The 24,379-nt window shown below is 41.7% G+C and carries 22 protein-coding genes; 17 read left to right on the top strand and 5 right to left on the bottom strand.

From position 1 onward, the window contains the following. Positions 1 to 62: 62 nt before the first annotated feature. Positions 63 to 752 (bottom strand): hypothetical protein, encoded by a 690-nt coding sequence (locus AAFN64_RS06360; RefSeq protein WP_300489647.1) that lies wholly within the window; start codon positions 750 to 752, stop codon positions 63 to 65. A gap of 174 nt (positions 753 to 926) precedes the next feature. Here AAFN64_RS06360 and AAFN64_RS06355 point away from each other — a divergent pair, with 174 nt between their 5' ends. Then, positions 927 to 1,331: a VOC family protein gene (locus AAFN64_RS06355; protein ID WP_300489650.1), complete on the top strand. Its 405-nt coding sequence runs from the start codon at positions 927 to 929 to the stop codon at positions 1,329 to 1,331. 330 nt (positions 1,332 to 1,661) lie between these two features. Here the strand turns inward: AAFN64_RS06355 and glyA are convergent, their stop codons facing one another. Continuing rightward, positions 1,662 to 2,936 (bottom strand): serine hydroxymethyltransferase, encoded by a 1,275-nt coding sequence (gene glyA, locus AAFN64_RS06350; protein WP_300489654.1) that lies wholly within the window; start codon positions 2,934 to 2,936, stop codon positions 1,662 to 1,664. 111 nt (positions 2,937 to 3,047) lie between these two features. On the opposite strand from glyA, the gene fahA reads away from it, so the two are divergent. From fahA to argH, 12 genes are all read left to right on the top strand, one after another. Continuing rightward, entirely contained in the window at positions 3,048 to 4,331 is a 1,284-nt protein-coding gene (gene fahA, locus AAFN64_RS06345) for a fumarylacetoacetase (RefSeq protein WP_300489657.1), read from the top strand. 108 nt (positions 4,332 to 4,439) lie between these two features. Further along, positions 4,440 to 5,624: a hypothetical protein gene (locus AAFN64_RS06340; RefSeq protein ID WP_347759727.1), complete on the top strand. Its 1,185-nt coding sequence runs from the start codon at positions 4,440 to 4,442 to the stop codon at positions 5,622 to 5,624. 163 nt (positions 5,625 to 5,787) lie between these two features. After that, positions 5,788 to 6,636, top strand: coding sequence for a hypothetical protein (locus tag AAFN64_RS06335; protein ID WP_347759725.1), 849 nt, complete (start codon positions 5,788 to 5,790; stop codon positions 6,634 to 6,636). A 4-nt stretch (positions 6,637 to 6,640) separates the two neighbouring features. Further along, positions 6,641 to 8,110 (top strand): N-acetylmuramoyl-L-alanine amidase, encoded by a 1,470-nt coding sequence (locus AAFN64_RS06330; protein WP_347759724.1) that lies wholly within the window; start codon positions 6,641 to 6,643, stop codon positions 8,108 to 8,110. Between the two features lie 472 nt (positions 8,111 to 8,582). Continuing rightward, complete coding sequence (locus tag AAFN64_RS06325) at positions 8,583 to 9,200, top strand: GNAT family N-acetyltransferase (RefSeq protein ID WP_300489669.1); 618 nt, start codon at positions 8,583 to 8,585, stop codon at positions 9,198 to 9,200. Positions 9,201 to 9,232: 32 nt separating this feature from the next. Further along, positions 9,233 to 10,423, top strand: coding sequence for an argininosuccinate synthase domain-containing protein (locus AAFN64_RS06320; protein ID WP_347759911.1), 1,191 nt, complete (start codon positions 9,233 to 9,235; stop codon positions 10,421 to 10,423). Then, positions 10,416 to 11,381 (top strand): N-acetyl-gamma-glutamyl-phosphate reductase, encoded by a 966-nt coding sequence (argC, locus tag AAFN64_RS06315; protein ID WP_300489672.1) that lies wholly within the window; start codon positions 10,416 to 10,418, stop codon positions 11,379 to 11,381. Before AAFN64_RS06320 ends, argC begins: the two co-directional genes overlap by 8 nt. Before the next feature lie 20 nt (positions 11,382 to 11,401). After that, positions 11,402 to 12,538, top strand: a complete 1,137-nt coding sequence (locus AAFN64_RS06310; RefSeq protein WP_347759722.1) for an aminotransferase class III-fold pyridoxal phosphate-dependent enzyme — start codon at positions 11,402 to 11,404, stop codon at positions 12,536 to 12,538. Between the two features lie 6 nt (positions 12,539 to 12,544). Further along, complete coding sequence (locus AAFN64_RS06305) at positions 12,545 to 13,498, top strand: N-acetylornithine carbamoyltransferase (RefSeq protein ID WP_347759720.1); 954 nt, start codon at positions 12,545 to 12,547, stop codon at positions 13,496 to 13,498. Then, entirely contained in the window at positions 13,485 to 14,273 is a 789-nt protein-coding gene (gene argB / locus AAFN64_RS06300; RefSeq protein WP_347759718.1) for an acetylglutamate kinase, read from the top strand. Before AAFN64_RS06305 ends, argB begins: the two co-directional genes overlap by 14 nt. A 2-nt stretch (positions 14,274 to 14,275) precedes the next feature. Further along, a complete protein-coding gene (locus AAFN64_RS06295) occupies positions 14,276 to 15,355 on the top strand; it encodes a M20 family metallo-hydrolase (RefSeq protein ID WP_347759717.1) in 1,080 nt (359 codons plus the stop codon). 1 nt (position 15,356) lies between these two features. Then, complete coding sequence (gene argH, locus AAFN64_RS06290; RefSeq protein ID WP_347759716.1) at positions 15,357 to 16,637, top strand: argininosuccinate lyase; 1,281 nt, start codon at positions 15,357 to 15,359, stop codon at positions 16,635 to 16,637. Between the two features lie 29 nt (positions 16,638 to 16,666). Here the strand turns inward: argH and ytxJ are convergent, their stop codons facing one another. Continuing rightward, positions 16,667 to 17,050, bottom strand: a complete 384-nt coding sequence (gene ytxJ, locus AAFN64_RS06285; protein WP_347759715.1) for a bacillithiol system redox-active protein YtxJ — start codon at positions 17,048 to 17,050, stop codon at positions 16,667 to 16,669. Between the two features lie 155 nt (positions 17,051 to 17,205). Between ytxJ and clpB the strand changes: the two genes are divergently transcribed. From clpB to AAFN64_RS06270, 3 genes are all read left to right on the top strand, one after another. Then, complete coding sequence (clpB, locus tag AAFN64_RS06280) at positions 17,206 to 19,812, top strand: ATP-dependent chaperone ClpB (protein ID WP_347759713.1); 2,607 nt, start codon at positions 17,206 to 17,208, stop codon at positions 19,810 to 19,812. A gap of 154 nt (positions 19,813 to 19,966) precedes the next feature. Beyond that, a complete protein-coding gene (locus AAFN64_RS06275) occupies positions 19,967 to 20,644 on the top strand; it encodes a hypothetical protein (protein WP_347759712.1) in 678 nt (225 codons plus the stop codon). Between the two features lie 18 nt (positions 20,645 to 20,662). Further along, positions 20,663 to 21,253 carry a hypothetical protein gene (locus AAFN64_RS06270; RefSeq protein ID WP_347759711.1) on the top strand — a complete coding sequence of 197 codons (591 nt, stop codon included), beginning with the start codon at positions 20,663 to 20,665 and terminating at the stop codon, positions 21,251 to 21,253. 7 nt (positions 21,254 to 21,260) lie between these two features. Here AAFN64_RS06270 and AAFN64_RS06265 read toward each other — a convergent pair whose 3' ends face one another. Next, the gene (locus AAFN64_RS06265) at positions 21,261 to 21,998 is read right to left on the bottom strand and encodes a hypothetical protein (protein ID WP_347759709.1); all 738 of its coding nucleotides are present in this window, start codon (positions 21,996 to 21,998) and stop codon (positions 21,261 to 21,263) included. A gap of 356 nt (positions 21,999 to 22,354) precedes the next feature. Between AAFN64_RS06265 and AAFN64_RS06260 the strand changes: the two genes are divergently transcribed. Then, positions 22,355 to 23,548, top strand: a complete 1,194-nt coding sequence (locus AAFN64_RS06260) for a thioredoxin family protein (protein ID WP_347759708.1) — start codon at positions 22,355 to 22,357, stop codon at positions 23,546 to 23,548. 112 nt (positions 23,549 to 23,660) lie between these two features. Here AAFN64_RS06260 and AAFN64_RS06255 read toward each other — a convergent pair whose 3' ends face one another. Beyond that, positions 23,661 to 24,176, bottom strand: a complete 516-nt coding sequence (locus AAFN64_RS06255; protein WP_347759706.1) for a hypothetical protein — start codon at positions 24,174 to 24,176, stop codon at positions 23,661 to 23,663. Positions 24,177 to 24,379 lie beyond the last annotated feature (203 nt).

Here is a 24,379-nt window from a genome sequence, read left to right as displayed (position 1 = left end):
TCTCTTTTACATCTTTTACACCTGACAGGTTTCCAAAACCTGTCAGGTGTTGTTATAGTATCTTATTCTCTGATGATCATAATCGTTGCCTTAAACCCGGTGGCCAAATCCCAACGGTTGGCCGAAAGCAATTGGCCTTTATCGTCGTAGACATGAAACTCGGCCGTATTCGGACCCGAACTTCCCTGATTTAACGCTTCGAAATCGAGTTTATTAAACCCTTTTTCCAATCCGAGTGTCGTTCCTTTAAAACTAGCATCTAAAATGATCTGCGGAATCACGATTTTTCCGTTTACTAAAAACTTAATCATATCACCATCCACATATTCGTGATCGCGGTAAACAATTTTAACGTATTCCGATTTGGTACGGATTTCCCCAAATGACTGGTCTCTTTTAAAGATACGCGAATCACCATTACCTTCACCTTTAAAATCCTGTTTTAGTTTTTCGACATATACATCGCCCGGATTGGCAAATTTTTCTTTTTCCGCGCCAAATTTGGAATTGTCTTCTCCAATCTGAAACGAAGAAGTATTGGGCTTTAAGGTTTCCAGCGGATTTAAGGGCGTATCAAAAATAGACGAACTAAAATTCATCGATGGAAAAGCGGTCGAATTGGATGATTTATCCGGGCTAATAGCCGGTATTTTCAAACGGGGAATCGGTTTTGATTTGGTTACAAAATCATTTTGCGCCCAACCACTTGCAGATAACCCGATTAAAATGAACAACAGATATAGTGATCTCACTTATTTACTTTTAAAGTCTAAAAATAGCAAATTCAACCCTACCTAAAAATATTCCGGCTACATTTAACGCTATTTTATACCTTTTAATTCTTAACGTTTCATTACCACTATAACAATCAAAAAAAAAGTAACTTCATAGCCTTCCTACTGATAACCAACTAAACAGACATACTTATGGCAACAAGAATTTTTGTAAACCTACCCGTTAAAGACCTCAATCGATCGATTGCGTTCTTTACCAAACTGGGATTTACATTTAATCCGCAGTTTACAGACGACAAAGCCACCTGCATGGTCGTTAGCGATACTATTTTTGTGATGTTACTGGTACACGAACGTTTTAAGGATTTTACCCGTAAGGCAATTAGCGACGCCACACAGACAACCGAAGTACTTTTATGCCTGGACACCGACAGTCGGGAAAAGGTAAATGCGATCATAGCCAAAGCCGTCGAAGCCGGTGGAACGCTTTATGCCGAACCGATGGATTACGGCTGGATGTATTCGCACAGTTTTTCCGATCTGGACGGTCATCAATGGGAAATTGTTTATATGGATCCGGAAGGAATGCCACAGTAAATTTTATGATTTATTTAAGACAAATCCACAGCAAATAATCCGAAAAACCGTAATCGACTATTATCTTTTTTTGTAACTTGCAGTTCGTTAAACCTTCTTTAAATCATTGATTTACTCATGGTACAGCTAATGATTATGCTAATTAAACAACTTATACTGCTGATCATCAATTTCGGCCAGTTGTTGTAATTTTTAACGTCCCCGACAACACCTAACTATCTAATTCCTCTATGAGGTTTTATATAGCTGTCGACTCTTTTATCTTTAATTTTAATACCAATAAAAAATCCTTCCGTACGGAAGGATTTTTGTTTTTATATATTCTGATGTTTAGAAAACAAACATGGCGCGTTCGCCCATCATGTCATTTACCGCATCGGCTACTTCTTCCAATACCGCTTCGTCTGTATGATTTAGAATCACTTTATCAATCAGAGCAACGATGGTTTCCATATCGGCTTCTACCAAGCCACGTGTGGTAATTGCCGGAGTTCCTACACGGATACCAGACGTTACAAATGGCGATTTATCGTCAAAAGGAACCATATTTTTATTAACGGTGATTTCGGCTTTTACCAACGCATTTTCAGCTTCTTTCCCGGAAATATTTTTATTTCTAAGATCGATCAGCATCATATGATTATCGGTACCTCCCGAAATAATATTGTATCCTCTTTTTACAAACGCTTCTGCCATTGCTTTTGCATTTTTCTGAACCTGCATCGCATATGTAAAGAATTCATCGCTTAACGCTTCGCCAAAGGCTACTGCTTTTGCCGCAATGATATGCTCCAACGGTCCACCCTGATTCCCCGGGAATACCGATCCGTCTAATAAAGACGACATCATACGGATTTCTCCTTTTGGCGTTTTGATTCCAAACGGATTTTCAAAATCTTTCCCCATCATGATCATTCCACCTCTTGGTCCGCGAAGGGTTTTGTGTGTTGTTGTCGTGATGATGTGGCAATGTGGAACCGGATCGTTCATCAATCCTTTAGCAATTAAACCAGCCGGGTGTGAAATATCGGCCATTAAAATCGCCCCTACACTGTCGGCAATCTCGCGGAAACGTTTAAAATCCATATCGCGGGAATAAGCCGAAGCTCCAGCGATAATCAATTTTGGTTGTTCCTGGGTTGCTACTTCCTGAATCTTATCGTAGTTCAACATTCCAGTTTCTTTTTCCACTCCGTAGAATACCGGATTGTATAATTTTCCGGAAAAGTTCACCGGTGAACCGTGTGTTAAATGTCCTCCGTGTGAAAGATCGAAACCTAATATTTTATCGCCCGGTTTTAAACAGGCTGCGAAAACGGCCGTATTGGCTTGCGATCCGGAGTGTGGCTGTACGTTTACATAGTCGGCCCCAAACAAAGCCTTGGCTCTGTCGATTGCGATTTGTTCGATTACGTCCACTACTTCACATCCGCCGTAATACCGTTTACCCGGGTATCCTTCTGCATATTTATTTGTTAAAACAGAACCCGCTGCTTCCATTACCTGATCGCTCACGAAATTCTCAGATGCAATAAGTTCCAATCCGTGAATTTGTCTATCTTGTTCCTCAAGAATTAAGTCGAAAATTTGTTCGTCGCGTTGCATTTTATAATATTTCGTTAAATTGACCTCAAAAATACGAAAATGGTTTGTTAAATTCACAATAGCTACTATATTTGATTTCGAATTTTTCAACAACAAAAACAAACATACAATATGCCTATAAGTGCCAATAACCCTACTAGAAAATCGTGGTTACACGTCCCTGGAAACAGCGATTTTCCGATACAAAACATTCCTTTCGGGGTTTTTATAACTAAAGATGATGTGGTAACCATCGGAACACGTATTGGTGATTTTGCGATCGATATGGGAGCCCTGCAACAATTGGGTTATTTTGAAGGTATTGAACTAACTGACGATATGTTCATGCAGGATACGCTGAACGATTTTATCTCCGACGGTAAAAAAACATGGCGCTTGGTACGTAACCGACTAGCTGATATATTTGATGCCGAAAACTCGCAATTACGCGATAACGACGCCCATAAAGAAATCGTTATTTTTAACGTAAATGACATCGAAATGCAATTACCGGTTCTAATCGGCGATTATACCGATTTCTATTCCAGTAAAGAACACGCGACCAATGTGGGCAAAATGTTCCGTGACCCGGACAATGCATTACTTCCAAACTGGTTGCATATTCCGGTAGGCTACCACGGAAGAAGTTCTACAATCGTGCCTTCCGGAATTCCGGTACACCGCCCGATGGGACAAACCCTTCCAAATGGTGAAACTCAACCGGTATTCGGTCCGTCGCGATTAGTGGATTTCGAATTGGAAACCGCTTTTATTACGACAGATGCCAACATCATGGGTGAAAACATCCCGGTAGGTGAAGCCGAAGACTATATTTTCGGTATGGTATTGTTAAATGACTGGAGTGCCCGTGACATTCAGAAATGGGAATATGTGCCACTAGGTCCCTTCCTTGCTAAAAACTTTGCGTCTTCCATTTCCCCCTGGATCGTAACGTTGGATGCTTTGGAGCCTTTCCGCGTGGCAAGCCCAAAACAGGAACCAACTCCGCTTCCATATTTACAACAAACCGGCGATCATGCTTTCGATATCAACCTGGAAGTGGCTATCGCTCCTGAAAATGCCGATGCTACTGTCGTTTGTGAATCAAACTTTAAATATATGTACTGGACCATGAGTCAGCAGTTGGCGCATCATACCGTTAACGGTTGTCGTGTGAATTCTGGTGATATGATGGGTTCCGGAACCATTTCCGGTTCTGCCGACAACAGCTTCGGATCGATGTTGGAATTAACATGGGGTGGTAAAAACCCACTAAAAATGAACGATGGTACCGAGCGTAAATTCATCAACGACGGTGATACCGTGATCATGAAAGGTTTCTGCCAGAATGATCAGGTACGTATCGGATTTGGTGAAGTTTCCAGCAAACTATTACCGCCATTCGAACGAAAATAAGACATTATATTCCTAATAAAAACTCCGGCCTGACCGGAGTTTTTTTATGCCCGTTTCATATAATCCGTTCAAAATTTATACTTTTGGGCATCTTTAAAGATTTCATTTATGAGGAAAATTACTGCTTTAGTATTCATATTGGCTTTTGTTTGTTCCTGTGGTGTCAAACAAACCCAGAATATGCTGAGTGAAGGCGATTACGACGGGGCCATTGACCGGGCTATCGAAGGATTGCGAAACAATAAAAATGCAAAAGGAAAACAAGATTATGTGTACCTGCTGGAAGAGGCATTTGCCAAAGCCAAAGACCGTGATCTTCGCACCATTGAACTCCTTGTTAAAGATGCGAATCCTTCCAAACTGGAAAAACTATACAATACCTATTTACAGCTTAACAACCGTCAGGAGCGTATTCGCCCGTTATTGCCGCTCCGACTTATAAAAGAAAACCGGAATGCTATTTTTCCGTTTGACGATTATTCCGATCAGATTGTAAGCAGTAAAAATGCACTGGCTAAATTCCTGTACGACAATTCCAAAGCCTTAATGGCGACCAATAACAAACTGAATTACAGAAGAGCTTACGATGATTTCGCTTATCTGCTAACGCTGAGTCCTAACTTTAAAGACGTTACCAAATTAATGGACGACGCCCAGTTTAAAGGAACCGACTTTGTAAATGTATACTCTAAAAACGAAACCAATATGGTAATTCCGGTACGCCTGGAATCGGATTTATTGGACTTCAGTACGCTTGGTCTGGACGACAAATGGACCGTTTACCATAGTAATCGCCAGAAAGGAATTACCTACGATTATGGTCTGATTGTTAACTTCCGCGATATTAAAATCTCTCCGGAGCAAATCAAAGAGCGTCAGTTTATCAAAGAAAAACAAATCAAAGACGGCGTTAAAAATTTGGTTGATGCCAATGGCCGCGTGGTTCGCGACAGTTTGGGAAAACCGGTTAAAGTAGATAATTTCCGTACAATCCGAATCGACATTTACGAATTTACACAGTTTAAAGCCTGTCAGGTAACGGCCAAAGTAGATTATATCGACTTTAAAACCAACCAACTGATCGATTCGTTTCCGTTGAGCAGCGAATATGTTTTCCAAAATATCTATGCCAATTATCAAGGTGATCGTCGTGCCTGCGATGATAACTATTTTAAATATTTCGACCGCAAACCGGTTCCGTTTCCAGGTAACGAGCAAATGGTTTATGATACCGGCGAAGATTTGAAAGCAAAACTCAAAAACATCATCACCCGGAATAAATTCCGACGTTAATATTGTTGAAAAACACCCTAAAAGCACTTCCAAAAGAAGTGCTTTTTTTATGCCCAAGCCCCATAAATATTAACAAGAAGTATAATATTAATTATTTGTTAATAAATATTTCGCATTTTGTACCATATAAATAGTAATTTTATGAAAATCAAATCTATACATTATGAAAAAAAACCTATTGTACATTTCGATGTTGTTTTTAGGCATCTGCGGGCATGCTCAGAAACTATCCGATTTTAATCGCGTAAACGTCGAGGGATTTTTCACAAATCCCGTAGTTTCGCCAGACGGAACACATGCCCTTTTAACCGGCGAGCATTTTAAAGGAGTTTATCTTTTGGATCTGGCCAAAAATACGGTACAAAAAATTTCCGATAAGGAAGGAAGCGGTTACGGTTATACCTGGGATCGCAACAACAGCACCTTTTATTTTAAAGAAAAAGGTGGCAAAGAATTCTTTGCACAGTCAAGAGTGTATGCCTATGATGTGGCCACTCAAAGACGTGAATTAAAAGACGACATCAACCACACTTTTCTGCCATCGTACCAGGGTAAGGAAACACCAGTTGTGGTTTACACCAATCTAATGACTTTAAAGATCGAAGCGAAAGATCTTGCTACTGAAAAAACCTGGGTGATCACCAATGACGAAGGGCAGTTTTACAATGCCATATTGTCTAACGATGGTAAAAAAGTGGCCGTTCACAACGGAGCGGATATTTTTGTTTACGATCTGAATGGAGAAAATAAACCCGTAAAAGTCGGAACCGGAATCGCCACCGGATGGTCGGCAGACGATAAATTCCTGTTAGGATTTTTAGACGAAAGTGAAGACGGACATAGCGTAACCAACTCCGAATTGTATTTGTTTGATACGAAAGCTTTCAAACCGAGAAAAATTACAAATACGGAGGTTTTTGCCGAAATGTTCCCTTCTTTCTACGGAAAAAACAAAGTATTGTTTACCGATGATAAAACCGGTAGAATCTTCACTTCTGAACTAAAAAACTAATGCTATGAAAAAAATAACTACACTCCTTTTTGCCCTGATACTAGGTTTCGCCGCAAATGCACAAATCATTGTTATCGACCCGGGACACGGCTATGGTGCCACAACCAGCGATAATCCCGATGGTCGAACCGCTACTGAAATTGAAACCTCACTGGAAGTAGGTTTGCGTACCCGTAACTTAATCCAAGGTAGTTGTTCCTGGACCGTATACATGACCCGTACAACCAATCTGAACAGTTGGACTTCGGTAACACAACGGGCAACCATGTCGAACAACTGGAATGCCGACCGTCTGTTAAGTATTCACTGTAATGCCGGTGGCGGAACCGGTACCGAAACCTTTTATTGTACCGCCGACGATACCGATACGGCTCCGGATATCGCTTTTGCTCAGAAAATCCAGGCCGATATGGTATCCTACGGTTCATGGGCTAACAGACGCTGCGTAGAAGACAACAGCTTCCTGGCCTATCACCTGGGCGTATTGCGTTATTCCTCCGCTACAGGATGTCTGAATGAAATCGGTTTTGTCGATACCACAGCCGATGCGGCCAAACTAACCAGTTCTACCTGGAGGGATTCGTTTGCATCTGCTTATTTTAATGCTTTTAAATCGAATTTAGGGCTAACTTGTAGTACGAGTGCTCCGGGTGCGTTTACATTAACCGCTACTCCGGAATGTAACGGAACCGCAACCCGCGTTCGATTGAACTGGACAGCTTCGGCCAATGCGACAAGCTATGACATCTATCGTAACGGAGCTTTATATGCCAGCAGTATTACCGGAACGCAATACCTGAATACGGCGGTTACTTCCGGAACGGCGTATACTTACTACGTAAAAGCGAAAAATGCAGGAAGTGCAACAACCAATAACTCCAACGGAACCTTGTCGGCTACACCACCGGCTTGTGGCGCTCCGGGTGCATTTACGGTTACTTTAACACCAACTTGTAGCGGAACAACCAGCGCTATTAATGTGACGTGGACGGCTTCTGCCAATGCCACTACCTACGATATCTATCGCAACGGAAACTTATATGCTCCGGACGTTACCGGTACATCATTTTTAAATACTTATTTGATCAACGCTGGTACGACCTATACGTATTCGATGGTAGCGAAAAACAGTGCCGGATCGACCAGCAATTCCAACGGAACGCGTTCGGCTGTAGCGATTAGCTGTGGTGCCCGAATGGCTGCGGAAAGTCCTGTAAATGGTTTTGAAAACCTACAGTTATATCCGAATCCGTCTGATGGTTTTGTAAACCTGTCGGTAGAAAATATCGCCGATCAAAAAGTAAACCTGATGTTGGTGGATACCAATGGTCGTATCGTATTGGAAAGCAATGTGATGCCTTCCAACAATACGCTATCCGAGCAAATCGATATCCGCAATCTGGCAACGGGTATGTATATCCTTAAAATCACGACCGGAAATAAAGAATATATCCGAAAAGTGGTGAAAAAATAAAGAACTGTTTTGACGGTTAAACCGGGATTAATCATATGATTAATCCCGGTTTTTTTATTGAATAAATCGTGCAAAAACCCCCATTTAAAGACAAAAAACAGCATTTTTATTATTTTTTTCAACTTATGTTATAATTTATACTACATTTGTCCCGATGAAATTAACTGCGTTACATAGTAACCGTTCCCTACGGAAAAGCCTGTCCACTACTTCGCGGACAGTGCGGAGTCTATTCTAGTACCCGAGTTTTTCCTGTTGTTATTCATCTTCTATTTTTTCCCATTTTGGAAATAGCTATTGTTTTTACCGGCTTTATTAGCCTTATTTTAAATATCATTTTAGTACTACCGTTTGCAATTCCTGCAACACGACGGTAAACACTGCCTTTTTCGAAACATCCCGACGGTTTCGACTCCTTCCTATTACCCTTTACTTTTTATTGTTTATTAATATTTACCCATCATTGTAAAAGATGAATGTAATCATTGTTATTGCTCAAAAGGAGCATTATGTCTATGCGGCAGAGATTTGCGACACCATCGAAACCTCAGCCTTACAAAGAGGCACCGGTATTGCCAAAAGGACACCGGAATACATCCGTAAAAAGATCGACATGCAGGATGCTGTTATCGCACTCGAAAACGGAAAATTTGCCGGTTTTTGTTATATCGAAAGCTGGAGTCATGGCAAGTTTGTAGCGCATTCGGGCCTTATTGTCCATCCGGATTACCGTCACCTCGGACTGGCTAAAAAAATCAAAACGTTTGTTTTTGACTATTCGCAAAAAAAGTATCCCGAAGCAAAAATTTTTGGAATCACTACCGGTTTGGCCGTGATGAAAATCAATTCCGATTTAGGTTACCGGCCGGTGCCATTTTCGGAACTAACCGATGATCCGAGCTTTTGGAGCGGTTGCAGGACCTGTTCGAATTTTGACATTCTACAGCGGAAGGAAAACAAAATGTGCCTTTGCACCGGAATGTTATACGATCCGAACGAAAAAAGAAAGCCAAAAGCAACCTATACCTTTAATCAGAAAGTCCTGAGCCGACTGAAAAATATCAAACAGGCACTTTTCTTAAAAAAATAAATACGATGACAGAACAACCTACATCCAAGGAAATCAAAAAAGTAGTTTTAGCCTATAGCGGCGGACTGGATACGTCTTTTTGCCTGAAACACCTACAGAACAAAGGCTATCAGGTACATACCGTTTTGGTGAACACCGGTGGTTTTTCGGAAGCCGAATTAGAAACCATCACGGCCCGCGCCTACGAATTGGGAAGTTTTCAGCATACCAACTGCAACATTATTGAAAAATATTATCAGAAAGCCATCAAATACCTGGTTTTCGGGAATGTGCTAAAAAACAATACCTATCCGCTTTCTGTAAGCGCCGAAAGGGTTTTCCAAGCATTGGAAATTATCCGTTATGCCAAAAAAATCGAAGTCGATGCCGTCGCACACGGAAGTACCGGAGCCGGTAATGATCAAATCCGTTTTGATCTTATATTTCAAACCATAGCGCCGGAAATTGAAATCATTACCCCTATACGCGATCTTACATTATCCCGTCAGGAAGAAGTTGACTATCTCGAAAAACAAGGGGTTTCCTATTCCTGGGAAAAAGCGCAGTACTCGATCAATAAAGGAATCTGGGGAACCAGTGTGGGCGGAAAGGAAACCCTAACCTCGCACCTTCCGTTACCAGACGAAGCGTACCCGTCGTCACTACAAAAAACGACACCCGAAAAAGTGGTTCTTGAATTTAAAAAAGGCGAACTGATAGCTATAAACGGCGAAAAAGCCACACCTACAACCAATATCGCCAAACTCGAAAACTTAGCCGCTGCTTTTGCGATTGGTCGTGACATTCATGTGGGCGACACCATTATCGGGATCAAAGGGCGTGTCGGTTTTGAAGCCGCCGCTCCTTTGATCATCATCAAAGCACATCATTTGCTCGAAAAACACGTACTGAGCAAATGGCAGCAATACTGGAAGGAACAACTCGGAAACTGGTACGGCATGCTTTTTCACGAAGGCCAATACCTCGATCCGGTGATGCGTAATATCGAAACGTTTCTAACCGATACGCAGCAAACCGTAAGCGGAACAGTTACCGTTACCCTAAAACCCTATCATTTTTCACTCGATGGCATTGCATCGCAACACGATTTAATGAACACCGGAATGGGTCAGTATGGCGAAATGAACAATGCCTGGACGGCTACGGATGCGAAGGGTTTTATCAAAATCCTCGGAAATGCACAAACTATTTATTCACAGGTAAATGCGCTCGATTATGATTAAGACAGGTATTATTGGCGGTTCGGGGTATACCGCCGGAGAGTTATTACGTCTGCTCCAAAACCACCCCAAAGCAACAGTCGACTTTGTTTACAGTACGACCAATGCCGGAAAACCCGTTGTAACTGTACATCAGGATTTATTGGGTGATACGGATCTGATCTTTACCGATACGATCAATCCCGAAGTAAATCTTGTTTTTCTTTGCTTAGGCCACGGTCAGTCGAAGGCTTTTCTGGAAAAACACCATTTTGCTTCCCATACGCGTGTTATCGATCTGGGTAATGATTTTCGTTTACATCCCGATGCCGGTTCTTTTGTATACGGCCTACCGGAACTTCACCGTAAAAAGATCAAAATGGCTCAATTTGTAGCCAATCCAGGGTGCTTTGCTACTGCGATACAATTGGCATTAGTACCTTTAGCGCAGGATCAGGAACTACAAAACAGTATTCATATCAACGCGACTACCGGTAGTACAGGTGCTGGCGTACAACCATCGGGGACTACCCATCACAGTTGGCGCACGAATAACATGTCGCATTACAAAGCTTTTGAACACCAGCACCTTGGCGAAATCCAACAAAGTCTGGACAAACTGCAACCCGGTTTTAATCAGGAGTTGCTGTTTATTCCAAACCGTGGGGATTTTAGCCGTGGGATTTTTGCGACCCTATACACTCAAACGGAAAAATCGCTGGATGCTATTGTTGCGTTATACAAAACTTTTTATCAGAACGATCCTTTTGTAGTCGTAACTACCGATACTATTCATCTAAAACAGGTAGTGCAGACCAACAAATGTATCATCAGTCTGGAAAAAAAAGGAAAGTACCTGTTGATCACTTCTATTATCGATAACCTGATAAAAGGGGCTTCGGGACAAGCGATACAGAATATGAACCTGATGTTTGGTCTGGACGAAAAAACCGGGCTACAACTAAAATCAGGCAGTTTTTAACCCATTTTAATTTTACAACAATGCCTTTATTTAATGTTTATCCGATATACAACCTCACTCCTGTCCGTGCTTTAAACGCAACGGTATGGGATGACAACAACCAGGAATACCTTGATTTTTATGGTGGTCACGGTGTGATTTCCATTGGTCATTCTCATCCGGCCTATATAAAAGCCATTACCGATCAGGTTGGAAAGATCGGTTTTTATTCCAACTCCATTCAAAACCCGATACAGGAACAATTGGCGCAAAAGCTGACTTCCCTTTCCGGCTATCCCGACTATTCCCTGTTTTTGTGTAATTCCGGTGCCGAAGCCAACGAAAATGCTTTAAAACTGGCTTCCTTTCACAACGGAAAATCAAAAGTTATTGCGTTTCAAAAAGCGTTTCACGGACGAACCTCAGCCGCGGTTGCGGTAACCGATAATCCATCGATCGTCGCGCCGCTGAACAGCAAACACGAAGTTGTTTTTCTTCCGTTAAACGATAGCGAGGCTGTTGCGCAGGAAATCGCCAAAGGAACTGTTTGTGCCGTAATTATCGAAGGAATTCAGGGCGTCGGCGGACTGGACGAAGGAACTACAGCCTTTTTTCAGTTTTTACAGCAAATCTGTAAGGCGAATAATGTCGTTCTTATTTTAGACGAAATCCAAAGTGGTTACGGGCGATCCGGGCAGTTTTTTGCGCACCAGCATCATGCGATTCAGCCGGATATTATTTCGGTAGCCAAAGGTATGGGCAATGGCTTCCCTATTGGTGGAATTCTGATCCATCCAAAGTTTAAAGCCTCCTACGGTTTGCTTGGTACGACCTTCGGCGGAAATCACCTGGCCTGTGCGGCCGCTTTATCGGTTTTGGAAACGATCGAACAGGAACAGCTTCTCGCAAATGTCAATGGGATCAGTGATTATTTTAGAACACGGGTGCAACAAATTCCTGCGGTAAAAAAGATAAAAGGCAAAGGCCTGATGCTCGGACTGGAATTCGATTTTGACGTTAGCGAATTACGTCAGAAACTGATTTACGAAGCGCATATTTTTACCGGAAATGCGTCGCAGAAAAATCTTTTGCGCATTCTTCCGCCGTTATCCATCACTCAAAAACATATCGATTTATTTGTGAGCGGACTCGAAAAAGTCCTTACCACTTTAGACTAAAATACCATGAAACATTTTACATCCGTAAACCATATAGAAAATCTCGACGAGCTGTTATTACTGGCCAAACAGATCAAATCCGATCCCTATGCACATAAAGCATTAGGCGCGAATAAAACCATTGGACTTTTATTTTTTAACCCAAGTCTGCGAACCCGATTGAGTACGCAAAAAGCGGCGGCTAATCTGGGAATGAATTGTATCACCTTAAACCTGAATTCCGAAAGCTGGAGTCTGGAATTTGAAGACGGAGCCGTGATGGATGGGACGAAATCCGAACATATCAAAGAAGCCGCACAGGTGGTTGCACAATACTGCGATATCATAGCAATCCGTAGTTTTCCTACGTTAACCGATAAGGAAAAAGACGAAGCAGAATATGTGATCAACGCTTTTATAAAAGCCGTTTCCATTCCGGTGATCAGTCTTGAAGGTTCTTCGGAACATCCATTACAGGCCGTAGCCGATATACTGACCATACAGGAATATAAAACCCGACAAAGGCCGAAAGTTGTCTTAACCTGGGCGCCACATCCGAAGGCGTTGCCTCATGCGGTTCCGAATTCGTTTGTCAAAATGATGCAAAAAGCTAATGTCGATTTTGTGATCACCCATCCGGAAGGCTATGAACTCAATCCCGAAATCACACAAAACAGCACCATTGTGTACAATCAGGACGAGGCTTTTGAGAATGCCGATTTTATTTATGCCAAAAACTGGAGCAATTACAACAATTATGGCGCCATTACCTCTCAGGATTTGTCGTGGATGGTAACCCCGGAAAAAATGGCGCTTACCGACCAGGCTAAGTTTATGCATTGTCTTCCGGTGCGCCGTAACCAGATTGTGAGCGATGCGGTTTTGGATGGCGATAATTCCATAGTGATCCCGCAGGCAAATAACAGAACCTATGCCACACAGGCAATACTCACTAAAATTTTACAGGATGAAAACAGCTAAACCGGAACTAACCCTTGTTAAAATCGGCGGAAACATTATTGATGATCCGATCGCATTGCATCAGGCGCTTACTGCTTTTTCACAGCTAAAAGGCAGCAAAATTCTGGTTCATGGTGGCGGTAAAGAAGCCAGTAAACTCGCTGCAATACTCGACCTCGAAACGCAAATGGTGGATGGTCGACGTATAACCGATCAGCCGATGCTGGATGTGGTTGTAATGACCTATGCCGGGTTGATCAATAAACGAATGGTAGCGCAACTCAACGCATTGGATTGTCCGGCTTTTGGTTTTTCCGGAGCCGATGGCAATCTGATTCAATCGGAGAAAAGAACCGTTCAGGATATCGATTTTGGTTTTGTGGGCGATATTCGCCATATCAATACCCCGCAACTCCTTTCGCTTCTCAATTCAAAAGTGGTACCGGTGTTTTGTGCCATCACGCACGACGGAAAAGGTCAGTTGCTCAATACCAATGCCGATACCATTGCGGCCGAACTGGGTATTGCTTTGTCGGATATCTATTCCGTAAAAATCATCTATTGTTTTGAAAAACAAGGCGTGTTGATTAATACCAACGACGAATCGTCCCTGATTCCATTACTAACAACATCAAAATACCGCGATCTGCTGGCTATCGGTGCCATTTATTCGGGAATGATTCCCAAACTCGATAATTGTTTCAGAGCATTGACAAAAGGCGTCGATCGCGTGATCATCGGAAACCTATCCACTTTAGAAAACCAAAATACATTATGTACCGTCATCCAGCTGTAAATATGAAAACGATAATCAATTTAACCGCCGAAGCGATTCTTTTACTAAAAAAGCTAATCGAAACCCCTTCTTTTTCCGGAGAAGAAAACCAAACAGCTGTATTAATCGCCGACTGGTTCGAGCAAGATGGCATTCCGTATCATCGGGAAAATAATAACCTCTGGGCCTATAATCGTCATTTCGACCGTACCAAGCCTACGCTATTGCTCAATTCCCATCACGATACCGTAAAACCCAATCAGGCCTATACGCTCGATCCGTTTACCGCTTTGGAAGAAGACGGAAAAATCTTCGGGTTAGGTAGTAATGATGCCGGGGGTTGCCTTGTAGCCTTACTCGCCGCATTCGCTTATTTTTATCCGCAGGAAAACCTGTCGCATAATATCGTGATGGTGGCTTCGGCCGAAGAAGAAAGCAGCGGTCCAAACGGATTGAACAGCGTGTTACAACACCTTCCGGAACTGGATTGTGCCATTGTTGGCGAACCGACCGAAATGCAATTGGCCATAGCCGAAAAAGGACTTTTGGTATTGGACATAACCGTACGCGGAACCGCCAGTCACGCAGCGCATGAAAATCCGGATAATCCGATTTATAATGCGTTAAACGTAATCGAATGGTTTCGGAACTATCGTTTTGAAAAAGTATCCGAAATACTCGGTCCGGTAAAAATGACCGTTACGCAGATCAATGCCGGAAAACAACACAATGTCGTACCATCCGAATGCCAACTGGTGGTTGATATCCGTGTTAATGATCAATATACCAATACCGAAATTCTCGATACGGTTGTACAATCCGTAAACGCGACGGTACAACCGCGATCGATGCATTTGAATGCTTCTTCCATCGCACCGGAACATCCATTAGTTCGATCGGGCGTAGCATTGGGGCGTACAACCTACGGCTCTCCTACCCTTTCCGATCAATCGGTTTTGAGTTGTCAATCTTTAAAATTAGGGCCCGGGAATTCGCTGCGTTCCCATACGGCCAATGAATTTATTTACCGCCATGAAATTGAAAAGGGAATCGCTTTGTATATCGAAATCCTTAATGGCTTTTTTAACAAAAAAACAGAATAGTATGAAACTATGGGAAAAAGGGATCACCACCGATCAGAAAATAGAAAACTTTACCGTTGGAAACGACCGTGAACTGGATCTGGTACTCGCTCGATACGATGTGCTGGCTTCGATTGCCCATGCCAAAATGCTGGCCAAAACAGGTCTATTAAAAGAACAGGAAGCCACCGATATCGTTCTGGCACTGGAAGATATTCTGCAATATTGCAACAGTAAAAGTTTTACCATCGATACGGATTTTGAAGATGTACATTCCAAAATCGAATTTATGCTGATTGAAAAATTGGGCGCTACCGGAAAAAAAATTCATATGGCGCGTTCCCGAAACGATCAGGTTTTGGTGGCTGTACATCTTTATCTGAAAACCGAAATCGGCGAACTGAAAAATCTGATTACGGAGTTATTTGAATTACTGCTTGTTCTGGCCGAAAAGCATCAGGACGCTTTATTACCGGGTTATACGCATATGCAAATTGCCATGCCATCGTCGTTTGGCCTGTGGTTTTCCGCCTATGCCGAAAGTCTGATCGACGATATGATAATAGTAAATGCCGCGCTACAAGTAGTCGATCAAAATCCGTTGGGTTCTGCGGCCGGCTATGGTAGTTCGTTTCCGATCGATCGTACACATACGACTCAAACGCTAAAATTTTCGACGTTGAAATACAATGTTGTAGCCGCACAAATGAGCCGTGGCAAGTCCGAAAAAACAGCCGCTTTTGCAATGAGTAGCATCGCAGCAACCTTATCGAAAATGGCAACCGATGCGTGCCTGTATCTGTGCCAGAATTTTGATTTTATCAGGCTTCCCGGTCATTTAACAACCGGGTCGAGTATTATGCCGCATAAAAAAAATCCGGATTTATTTGAACTGATCCGCGGTAAATGCAATAGAATACAAAGTCTGCCTTACGAACTGACGCTACTCACCAATAACCTGCCGAGTGGTTATCACAGGGAGTTTCAGTTGTTAAAAGAAGGCTTATTTCCAGCAATGGAAAATTTAAAATCCTGTTTGGAAATGACCTGTTATGCGTTACAAAACATCGAAATTAACACCTCCATTTTAGAGGATTCGAAATACAAACACCTCTTTACCGTTGATACACTGAACGAACTGGTAACCCGAGGCATTCCGTTTCGCGATGCGTATAAAATCGTAGCGGAACAAATTGAAAAAGGGACTTATAATGCACCGGAAGCGATTTCTCATACCCACGAAGGCAGTATCAATAATTTGTGTCTGGATCTGATCCGTCAAAAAATGCAGGCGGTACTATAAAAAAAGAGGTTCCATTTGGAACCTCTTTTTTATTCGGCCCATCGTTTCAGATCGTCGGCCTGTATTGCACTGTGGGAAGCGTTATACACCGCTTTTCCATCTTTGATCACTATAAGTTGCGGCGATTCGTGCTGTACGCCAAAACGCTCCGCTATTCCATTCGAAAGCGGTCGGTGTGCCAATAAATCCAAAAAGTACACATCCAGTTCATCGTCCAGAGCATATTCCCGTTCAAATTGTTTTAAAGCCATACGGCTAATGCTACATCGGGTACTGTGTTTAAAAATAACCGCCGGTTTTTCGAAAGACTGTTCCGCAATCGCATCCAAAGTGGTCGTTTCTAAAAGTTTCCAGTTCACCTTTGAAGGAACAGCTTCTTCCTGTCCTCCGAATATTTTATCCAAAAATCCCATTTCTGTCCGATTTTACGCCATTTTGGCATTTATTTTTTGTAAATTTAAGTACTAAAACGCCAATTTGTCTTGTTTTTTACATTGGAACATAAATTGACTACTACCAATCAAAGTTAAAAAATAACTATCACAATCGACAAACAACATTTAAAAATATGAATTTTAATAACCTAACAATCAAATCTCAGGAAGCCCTGCAACAAGCGCAACAAATTGCGCAAGGTTCAGGCCATCAGCAAATCGAGAACGAGCATATCTTTAAAGGTATCCTCGAAGTTGATGAGAATGTGGCACCATTCATTTTGAAAAAACTGAATGTGAATGTAAACCTGTTCAAACAAATTCTGGACAGTACGATTCAAAGTTTTCCTAAAGTAAGCGGAAGCGAACTGATGTTTTCCCGCGATGCCGGAACAACCTTAAACGAAGCCGCCAATATTGCTAAAAAAATGAACGACGAATATGTATCGATCGAACATTTATTATTGGCGATATTCAAATCGAAAAGCAAAGTGGCACAGATCTTAAAAGATCAGGGTGTGACCGAAAAAGGCCTTGAAAGTGCCATTAATGAAATCCGAAAAGGCGAACGGGTAACCTCAGCTTCGGCCGAAGAAACCTATAATGCCTTAAACAAATATGCAAAAAATCTGAACCAGCTGGCCAACGACGGCAAACTGGATCCTGTGATCGGTCGTGATGAAGAAATCCGCCGTGTATTACAGATTTTATCCCGTCGTACCAAAAACAATCCGATGTTGGTTGGAGAACCGGGTGTGGGTAAAACCGCAATTGCCGAAGGTCTGGCCCACCGTATTGTTCAGGGAGACGTACCGGAAAACCTAAAAGACAAAGTGGTCTTTTCATTGGATATGGGGGCGTTGATTGCCGGAGCCAAATACAAAGGGGAATTCGAAGAGCGTTTAAAATCGGTGGTAAAAGAAGTAACTTCTGCCGAAGGCGACATCGTGTTATTTATCGATGAGATCCATACATTGGTTGGAGCCGGAGGTGGCGAAGGCGCGATGGATGCAGCCAACATTCTGAAACCGGCTTTGGCACGTGGTGAATTACGAGCTATCGGAGCGACTACGCTGGACGAATATCAGAAATATTTTGAAAAAGATAAAGCACTGGAACGTCGTTTCCAAAAAGTTATGGTGGACGAACCGGATACCGAAAGTGCGATTTCGATCCTACGCGGTATCAAGGAAAAATATGAAGCACACCATAAAGTGCGTATCAAAGACGATGCGATTATTGCCGCTGTGGAATTGTCGCAACGCTATATCACCAATCGTTTCCTTCCGGATAAGGCGATTGACTTAATGGATGAAGCGGCTTCCAAATTGCGTATGGAAATCAACTCCAAACCGGAAGAACTGGATGTTTTGGATCGTAAAATTATGCAGCTGGAAATCGAAATTGAAGCGATTAAACGTGAAAACGACGAAAACAAACTTAAAATATTAGGTCTGGATCTGGCCAACCTGAAAGAAGAACGCAACGAGATTTTCGCCAAATGGAAATCGGAAAAAGATGTTGTAGACAACATTCAGGCGACCAAACAGGAAATTGAAGATCTGAAATTACAGGCTGAACGCGCCGAACGTGATGGCGATTACGGTAAAGTAGCCGAAATCCGTTACGGAAAAAGCAAAGAAGCACAGGAACGTCTGGACGCCTTGCAAAAACAATTACAGGAAAACCAATCCGGTCATTCTTTGATTAAGGAAGAGGTTACCCATGACGATATTGCAGAAGTTGTAGCCAAATGGACCGGTGTTCCGGTAACCAAAATGCTGCAAAGCGAACGCGAAAAATTATTAAAACTGGAAGACGAATTGCACCACAGAGTAGTTGGACAGGAAGAAGCCATACAGGCGATTAGTGATGCCGTACGCCGTAGTCGTGCCGGTTTACAGGATTCCCGCAAACCTATCGGTTCGTTCCTGTTCTTAGGTACAACCGGTGTGGGGAAAACCGAATTGGCAAAAGCCCTGGCCGAATACCTGTTTGACGATGAAAATGCGATGACACGTATCGATATGAGTGAATATCAGGAACGTCATAGTGTGAGCCGACTGGTTGGTGCGCCTCCGGGATATGTCGGTTATGACGAAGGTGGACAGTTGACGGAAGCCGTACGAAGAAAACCGTATTCCGTAGTCTTGTTGGATGAAATCGAAAAAGCCCACCCGGATACGTTTAACATCCTGTTACAGGTATTGGACGAAGGACGTTTAACAGACAACAAAGGTCGTCTGGCTGATTTTAGAAATACGATTATCATCATGACCTCCAATATGGGTAGTCATATCATACAGGAGAAATTCGAGAATCTGAAAGGAAGTATCGAAGCGGCAACCGAAGCGGCCAAAGTGGAAGTACTCGGTTTACTAAAACAAACCGTTCGTCCGGAATTTATTAACCGTATTGATGAGATCGTGATGTTTACACCATTGAGTTCGGCCAACATCCGTGAAATCGTAGGATTACAGTTAAAAAGCGTGATCAAAATGCTGGCACAACAGCATATTACGATGGATGCCACACCGGAAGCGATCGATTATCTGGCGCAAAAAGGATATGATCCGCACTTTGGTGCGCGTCCGGTAAAACGAGTAATTCAACGCGAAGTGCTAAACGAATTGTCGAAAGAAATTCTTTCCGGTAAAGTAGCCACCGATAGTATCGTGTTACTGGACAGTTTCGATGGCCAATTGGTTTTCCGCAACCAGGCGGCAACCGATAACAAATAAAAAATAGCCGTAGTAACGGATCATAAATAAAATAGTGTAGCTTTTCATAATACCCGAAAGGGTTGGTTTTTGGTTGAAAACACCGGTCCCCACAAAAGGCCGGTGTTTTTTTATTCGCTAAAGTTTTATAAATTGGATTCCTTTTCCAACGACTATGACACTAAGCAGCAGAGCCGAAAACTATATCAATACGCTCGATCGGAATCCGGAATGGATGGGTTCGGCGTCAGCTATTCAAAAATACCTTTCCCGCTATCGTTTGGAAAACAGCGACCGATTATTCCAGATACAACAGGATTATTCCGGTTATACCTTTTCTCCCGATAAGGATTCGGATTATGCCATCCAGTTGTATTTTTTATCGGATGCCATAACGGCCAAAAATCAAAAAATCTATTATACAACCATCGACGGTAAAGCTGCTTTTTCGATGGACAACAGTAAAACCGAGCCGTATTATCTGATTGCGGAAAATGGTGCGGTTTGGTATTGGGATGACGCGGTTAATCAGTATTTCTGTTTATACGAATCCATAGAGGTGCTGATTGAGATTTATGCCTTGGAACGCGATTACCAGTATCATTCGTCTTTTCCGGCAAAAGATCTGGTTTCGAAAGATGTCAAATCGATTATGGACTACCTGAACCAACATTATACTTTTGTTCCGGAATGTTCCGATAGGTATCAATATTACTGGCAAACCGATTATGATCTGATCCGCATCCTGTATAACGACTATGAAAAGGAATATTCACTTGTGATCAATAGTGTTAGCCCTTATAATTTCCAATTGATCTTAGACGGACTCAAACGGGATAATCTGTATCTTTGATCCTCATTTCCGCTTACTATGATACGCCTACTTTCCGTTTTCCTTTTTTTAAATATATGTATCGGTTATTCGCAAAAGAATAGCCTTGACATTCGCCCGGTCAATCGTTTTAGCAATCTGAAATACCTTGCCGTTCACGGGGAAAAAATACAGGAGTTTAGCTATTCGGAATCGGTTATTCGCGCTGAAAAAAACCATTATGCCATTGCGATGACCATTCACGGTCACCAACGCAAATTTACGTTCCCGTTTACCCGTGAAGACCTAAAAGGAAAAGACAGTCTTAATACAGGGCTAACCGATGCCTTTTACGCCGAAAAGATAACGTATCATCTCGATGACAAGGAATACATTCTATACAAACACATCGATTACAATTGTTATGATCCGTTATGCGGCAGCAAACACGGTCATCGTACGATGATTACCGGTAGCAGCTATTTTAGTCCGGATTACGGCTTGCTCTTTATCAGTCAGAACAACAATATGACGCTGGAAATCCTGACCCGTATTAACGGAAAAGAAGCACCAAAAGATTTGATCATTGCTATTTTAAAAGACAATCAGATCGATAATCGTATTATTAAAGAATATAAAAAGACAAAATAGCGATCGATTAATGCCGCAAATAATCCAGTCCTTTACGGTACCCATCCATAATCGACTTAAACAATTCGCCACTGGTTGGTGGTGTTAAAACAATAGCATCCGCGCCCGAAGTGATGGCACTCTGAATACTTTCCAGGCTTTTTCCTCCGGTTGCCATAATCGGATAACCCGGAACGGCATAACTGATATGCTCCAGAATTTTAGCGGTGTTTTTTCCGCCGGTGATATGAAAAATATCCACTCCGGCATCGACACGATCCTGAAAGGAAAAATCGGCTACCGAAACACTGGAAATAATCGGAATTGTAATCTTTTTACGGATCACGTTGAGGTCTTTGTTTTTAAACGGCTGGTTTACGATTATCGCCGCCGCACCCAAGGCTTCCGCCTGTATAGCCATTTCCATTGCCACCTTCCCTTGCGTAAGCCCCCCGCCTACTCCACATATTACCGGTTTATCGGAAAAATCAATTAATGCCTTCATAATTTTCGGAGAAGGGGCAAATGGATAAACAGCCAATATTGCATCGGCATCATTGTTTTCAATGATCGCCATATCGGTCGAAAACAGTAATGATTTCACGTTTTTTCCGCCTAACATAATGCCGTTACAGTCTTCACTGATCATCTTAGGAGTGGTCAGTGGTTTCGGTGTGACTTTTGGTCGCCTGAAAAGCCTCTGAAAAAAAGAGAGGGCTTGGGTTTCACCTTTCCAAATGGACATTATGTTAAGTTCGTGCTTCATTTCAATACTTTTAACACGGTAAAATTACAATCGTCAGGAACCGAAATAGGCCCTACTGGAAAAACCATATCCGATTCTGTAATATGACGCTAAAAAAATGTAGTAAAACTGAAATGTGCCCGGCTATCGGCACGGTATAATTCCGAAGAATTGAAAAGTCATCAAACTACTATAACGCTACTATAGAATGGTTTCGTATAAATTTTAGCAACATCTTAACATTATAACAATTAGCCCTGATTTTTACCTAAAATATCTTTTTTAACTAAAAAAATGTTAATCCGGGTTTTTCCCCGTTTTTTTATCACAGGATAATGGTAATTTTGTATGACCTTCCACCTTAATTACAACTCGGTATGACTTCGAAACTATATTCCCTCCTGTTTGTATTCCTCGCAACAGTATCACTGAATGCGCAGGGCGTACGCTTTGAATCCGGTTTGGCAACCGCTCTCGAAAAAGCTAAAAAAGAAAACAAACCGCTGTTTATTGAATATTACAATGAAAACTGTTCGGTTTGTAAAACCCTGGATCCGGTATTTGAAGACGCCACTATGGGTGATTTCTACAATACTCATTTTGTCAATTACAGAATCAATACTGAAAACATAAAAAAAGAAGACAGTTTGTATATCGCGCAGTCCAAACTAAAACTGGAAAGCGTGCCGTATTTTCTGTTTTTTGATACCGATAACACGCTGATTCATTGTTCCGGAGCAAAAGCCGATGTCGGTTACCTTGTAAATACGGTTGGAAAAACGGCTTTGGATCCGGTGGAACGCACTGCAAATCTGTCCAAAAAATATGCTTCGGGCGACAAAAGCATTCGTACATTATATGCGTATTCCACTTTGGTACAATTGTATAAAGACGATCGAATGACCAATCGTATTGCCAACGACCTGTACGACGCTTTTCCGAAAGACCAGTTGGGAACTCAAAAAAGTTATACGATACTAAAAAACTGCGTGTTCACCATTGATAACGGATTTTTCACCTATTGGGTCAATAATACCGATAAATTAAAAGGTTTTGAAACCGGTTCGAAAGCCGGAAATGAGATCAAAGTACTACAGGATATCCTGCTAAAAACGATCAACAGTGATGCTAAAAACAGTTGGAATCTCGCTAAAATCAAATCGGTAAAAGAACTGATCGAAAAAACCGGGCTTAGTACCAATCCGGATGCTTATGTATGGCAACAGGAAGCGGCAGTTTTGGTAAAAGACGGTCGGGAAACAGAAGCACTGGCTCTTTTTAGTAAGATGATCGAAAACGAAACCGTAGCCGGCGCGACCTATATTATCAATCAGTTTCTGGATATCGTAAAAGAGAAAAACAGTATTGCCGTGATCAAATCTAAAATTGATGCGTTACACAACCTGGCAAAAGACAACGATGATAAAGCCGATATGTTCTATACCGAACTGCGCTATTTTAAAAAAATCAACAACCAGGATGCGTTTAAAAAACTATTGGAAAAAGCCACTGCTTTTTATAAAACCAATCAAATGGATATGGCCCGTTTAACCGAATTTAAAGGGAATTAAAAAAATAAGCAGGAAAAATTTACCTCTTTCGACTAGGTAAAATCTTTTCCTGCTTCTCTATAGTACTCAATATTGTGTTTTTCCTCGTCAGAACGACTGTTGGAAAAATTGATTACTTTTTACATACGTTGATAACACTGGCTACCAATTGTTTGTTCTCCTCTTTTTCGTTTTTCATGAGCATCGATTTTAGGATATAAACCACAATAATTCCCGGAATAGCCATGATCAATGCTGCTAAAGCTGTTGCTATTTTCTGACCCGGTAAAAATGCGAATGGTTCGATATGATTATACCCCATATAAGCACCAATACCCATAAAAGAAAATAACCCACCATACAATATTCTGGATCCCATTTTAGAAGATTCGTCAACGTCTATTGAAAGAACCGTTGGGTTCGATTTCGCCCATTTTAACGTAACTGCAGCGCCAACTTTATCGCCTTTTCTGATTTTGATTTCATGCGACCAATCTTTATCCAACACACCAAATTCGCCTGCAGTAACCGAGTGTGTACTTCCAAATTGATTTTTTAGTTTCGCCAATAAATTGGTGGCCTCATTTTTTAAATTTGTTTCTCTGGTACCAGTACCTTCCAAGGTGTAAACGATTTGTTTTTCTTCCATGTTTGTGTTTTATTAAGATTGTTTTTTGGTTTTAGTTTAATTTCAAATTAGATTTCAAAATATCTCGAAATTGTGAATTTTCAAAATAAAACCGTGAAGATATTTAATTCTGATTTATTTCCAATTATTAAACTGACAAAAAAACGTTACATTTTCAAAATTTTAGTTATAATTCTATAGTATTCTGATAAAAATCAGCAATC

The organism is Flavobacterium sp. CAU 1735 (genome assembly GCF_039888695.1).
Taxonomy (GTDB): domain Bacteria; phylum Bacteroidota; class Bacteroidia; order Flavobacteriales; family Flavobacteriaceae; genus Flavobacterium.
Note: the sequence above shows the minus strand (reverse complement) of the source record. Positions and strands in the feature narration are given on the sequence as shown.

Excerpts from the sequence above, each read along its gene's own strand:
- AAFN64_RS06310 (WP_347759722.1), top strand. The coding sequence starts at position 11,402 with ATGCCTTTATTTAATGTTTATCCGATATACAACCTCACTCCTGTCCGT.
- AAFN64_RS06265 (WP_347759709.1), bottom strand. The coding sequence starts at position 21,998 with ATGAAGCACGAACTTAACATAATGTCCATTTGGAAAGGTGAAACCCAA.
- AAFN64_RS06325 (WP_300489669.1), top strand. The coding sequence starts at position 8,583 with ATGAATGTAATCATTGTTATTGCTCAAAAGGAGCATTATGTCTATGCG.
- argH (WP_347759716.1), top strand. The coding sequence starts at position 15,357 with ATGAAACTATGGGAAAAAGGGATCACCACCGATCAGAAAATAGAAAAC.
- clpB (WP_347759713.1), top strand. The coding sequence starts at position 17,206 with ATGAATTTTAATAACCTAACAATCAAATCTCAGGAAGCCCTGCAACAA.
- AAFN64_RS06355 (WP_300489650.1), top strand. The coding sequence starts at position 927 with ATGGCAACAAGAATTTTTGTAAACCTACCCGTTAAAGACCTCAATCGA.
- glyA (WP_300489654.1), bottom strand. The coding sequence starts at position 2,936 with ATGCAACGCGACGAACAAATTTTCGACTTAATTCTTGAGGAACAAGAT.
- ytxJ (WP_347759715.1), bottom strand. The coding sequence starts at position 17,050 with ATGGGATTTTTGGATAAAATATTCGGAGGACAGGAAGAAGCTGTTCCT.
- argB (WP_347759718.1), top strand. The coding sequence starts at position 13,485 with ATGAAAACAGCTAAACCGGAACTAACCCTTGTTAAAATCGGCGGAAAC.
- AAFN64_RS06260 (WP_347759708.1), top strand. The coding sequence starts at position 22,355 with ATGACTTCGAAACTATATTCCCTCCTGTTTGTATTCCTCGCAACAGTA.
- argC (WP_300489672.1), top strand. The coding sequence starts at position 10,416 with ATGATTAAGACAGGTATTATTGGCGGTTCGGGGTATACCGCCGGAGAG.
- AAFN64_RS06275 (WP_347759712.1), top strand. The coding sequence starts at position 19,967 with ATGACACTAAGCAGCAGAGCCGAAAACTATATCAATACGCTCGATCGG.
- AAFN64_RS06270 (WP_347759711.1), top strand. The coding sequence starts at position 20,663 with ATGATACGCCTACTTTCCGTTTTCCTTTTTTTAAATATATGTATCGGT.
- AAFN64_RS06330 (WP_347759724.1), top strand. The coding sequence starts at position 6,641 with ATGAAAAAAATAACTACACTCCTTTTTGCCCTGATACTAGGTTTCGCC.
- AAFN64_RS06340 (WP_347759727.1), top strand. The coding sequence starts at position 4,440 with ATGAGGAAAATTACTGCTTTAGTATTCATATTGGCTTTTGTTTGTTCC.
- AAFN64_RS06295 (WP_347759717.1), top strand. The coding sequence starts at position 14,276 with ATGAAAACGATAATCAATTTAACCGCCGAAGCGATTCTTTTACTAAAA.
- fahA (WP_300489657.1), top strand. The coding sequence starts at position 3,048 with ATGCCTATAAGTGCCAATAACCCTACTAGAAAATCGTGGTTACACGTC.
- AAFN64_RS06335 (WP_347759725.1), top strand. The coding sequence starts at position 5,788 with ATGAAAAAAAACCTATTGTACATTTCGATGTTGTTTTTAGGCATCTGC.
- AAFN64_RS06255 (WP_347759706.1), bottom strand. The coding sequence starts at position 24,176 with ATGGAAGAAAAACAAATCGTTTACACCTTGGAAGGTACTGGTACCAGA.
- AAFN64_RS06305 (WP_347759720.1), top strand. The coding sequence starts at position 12,545 with ATGAAACATTTTACATCCGTAAACCATATAGAAAATCTCGACGAGCTG.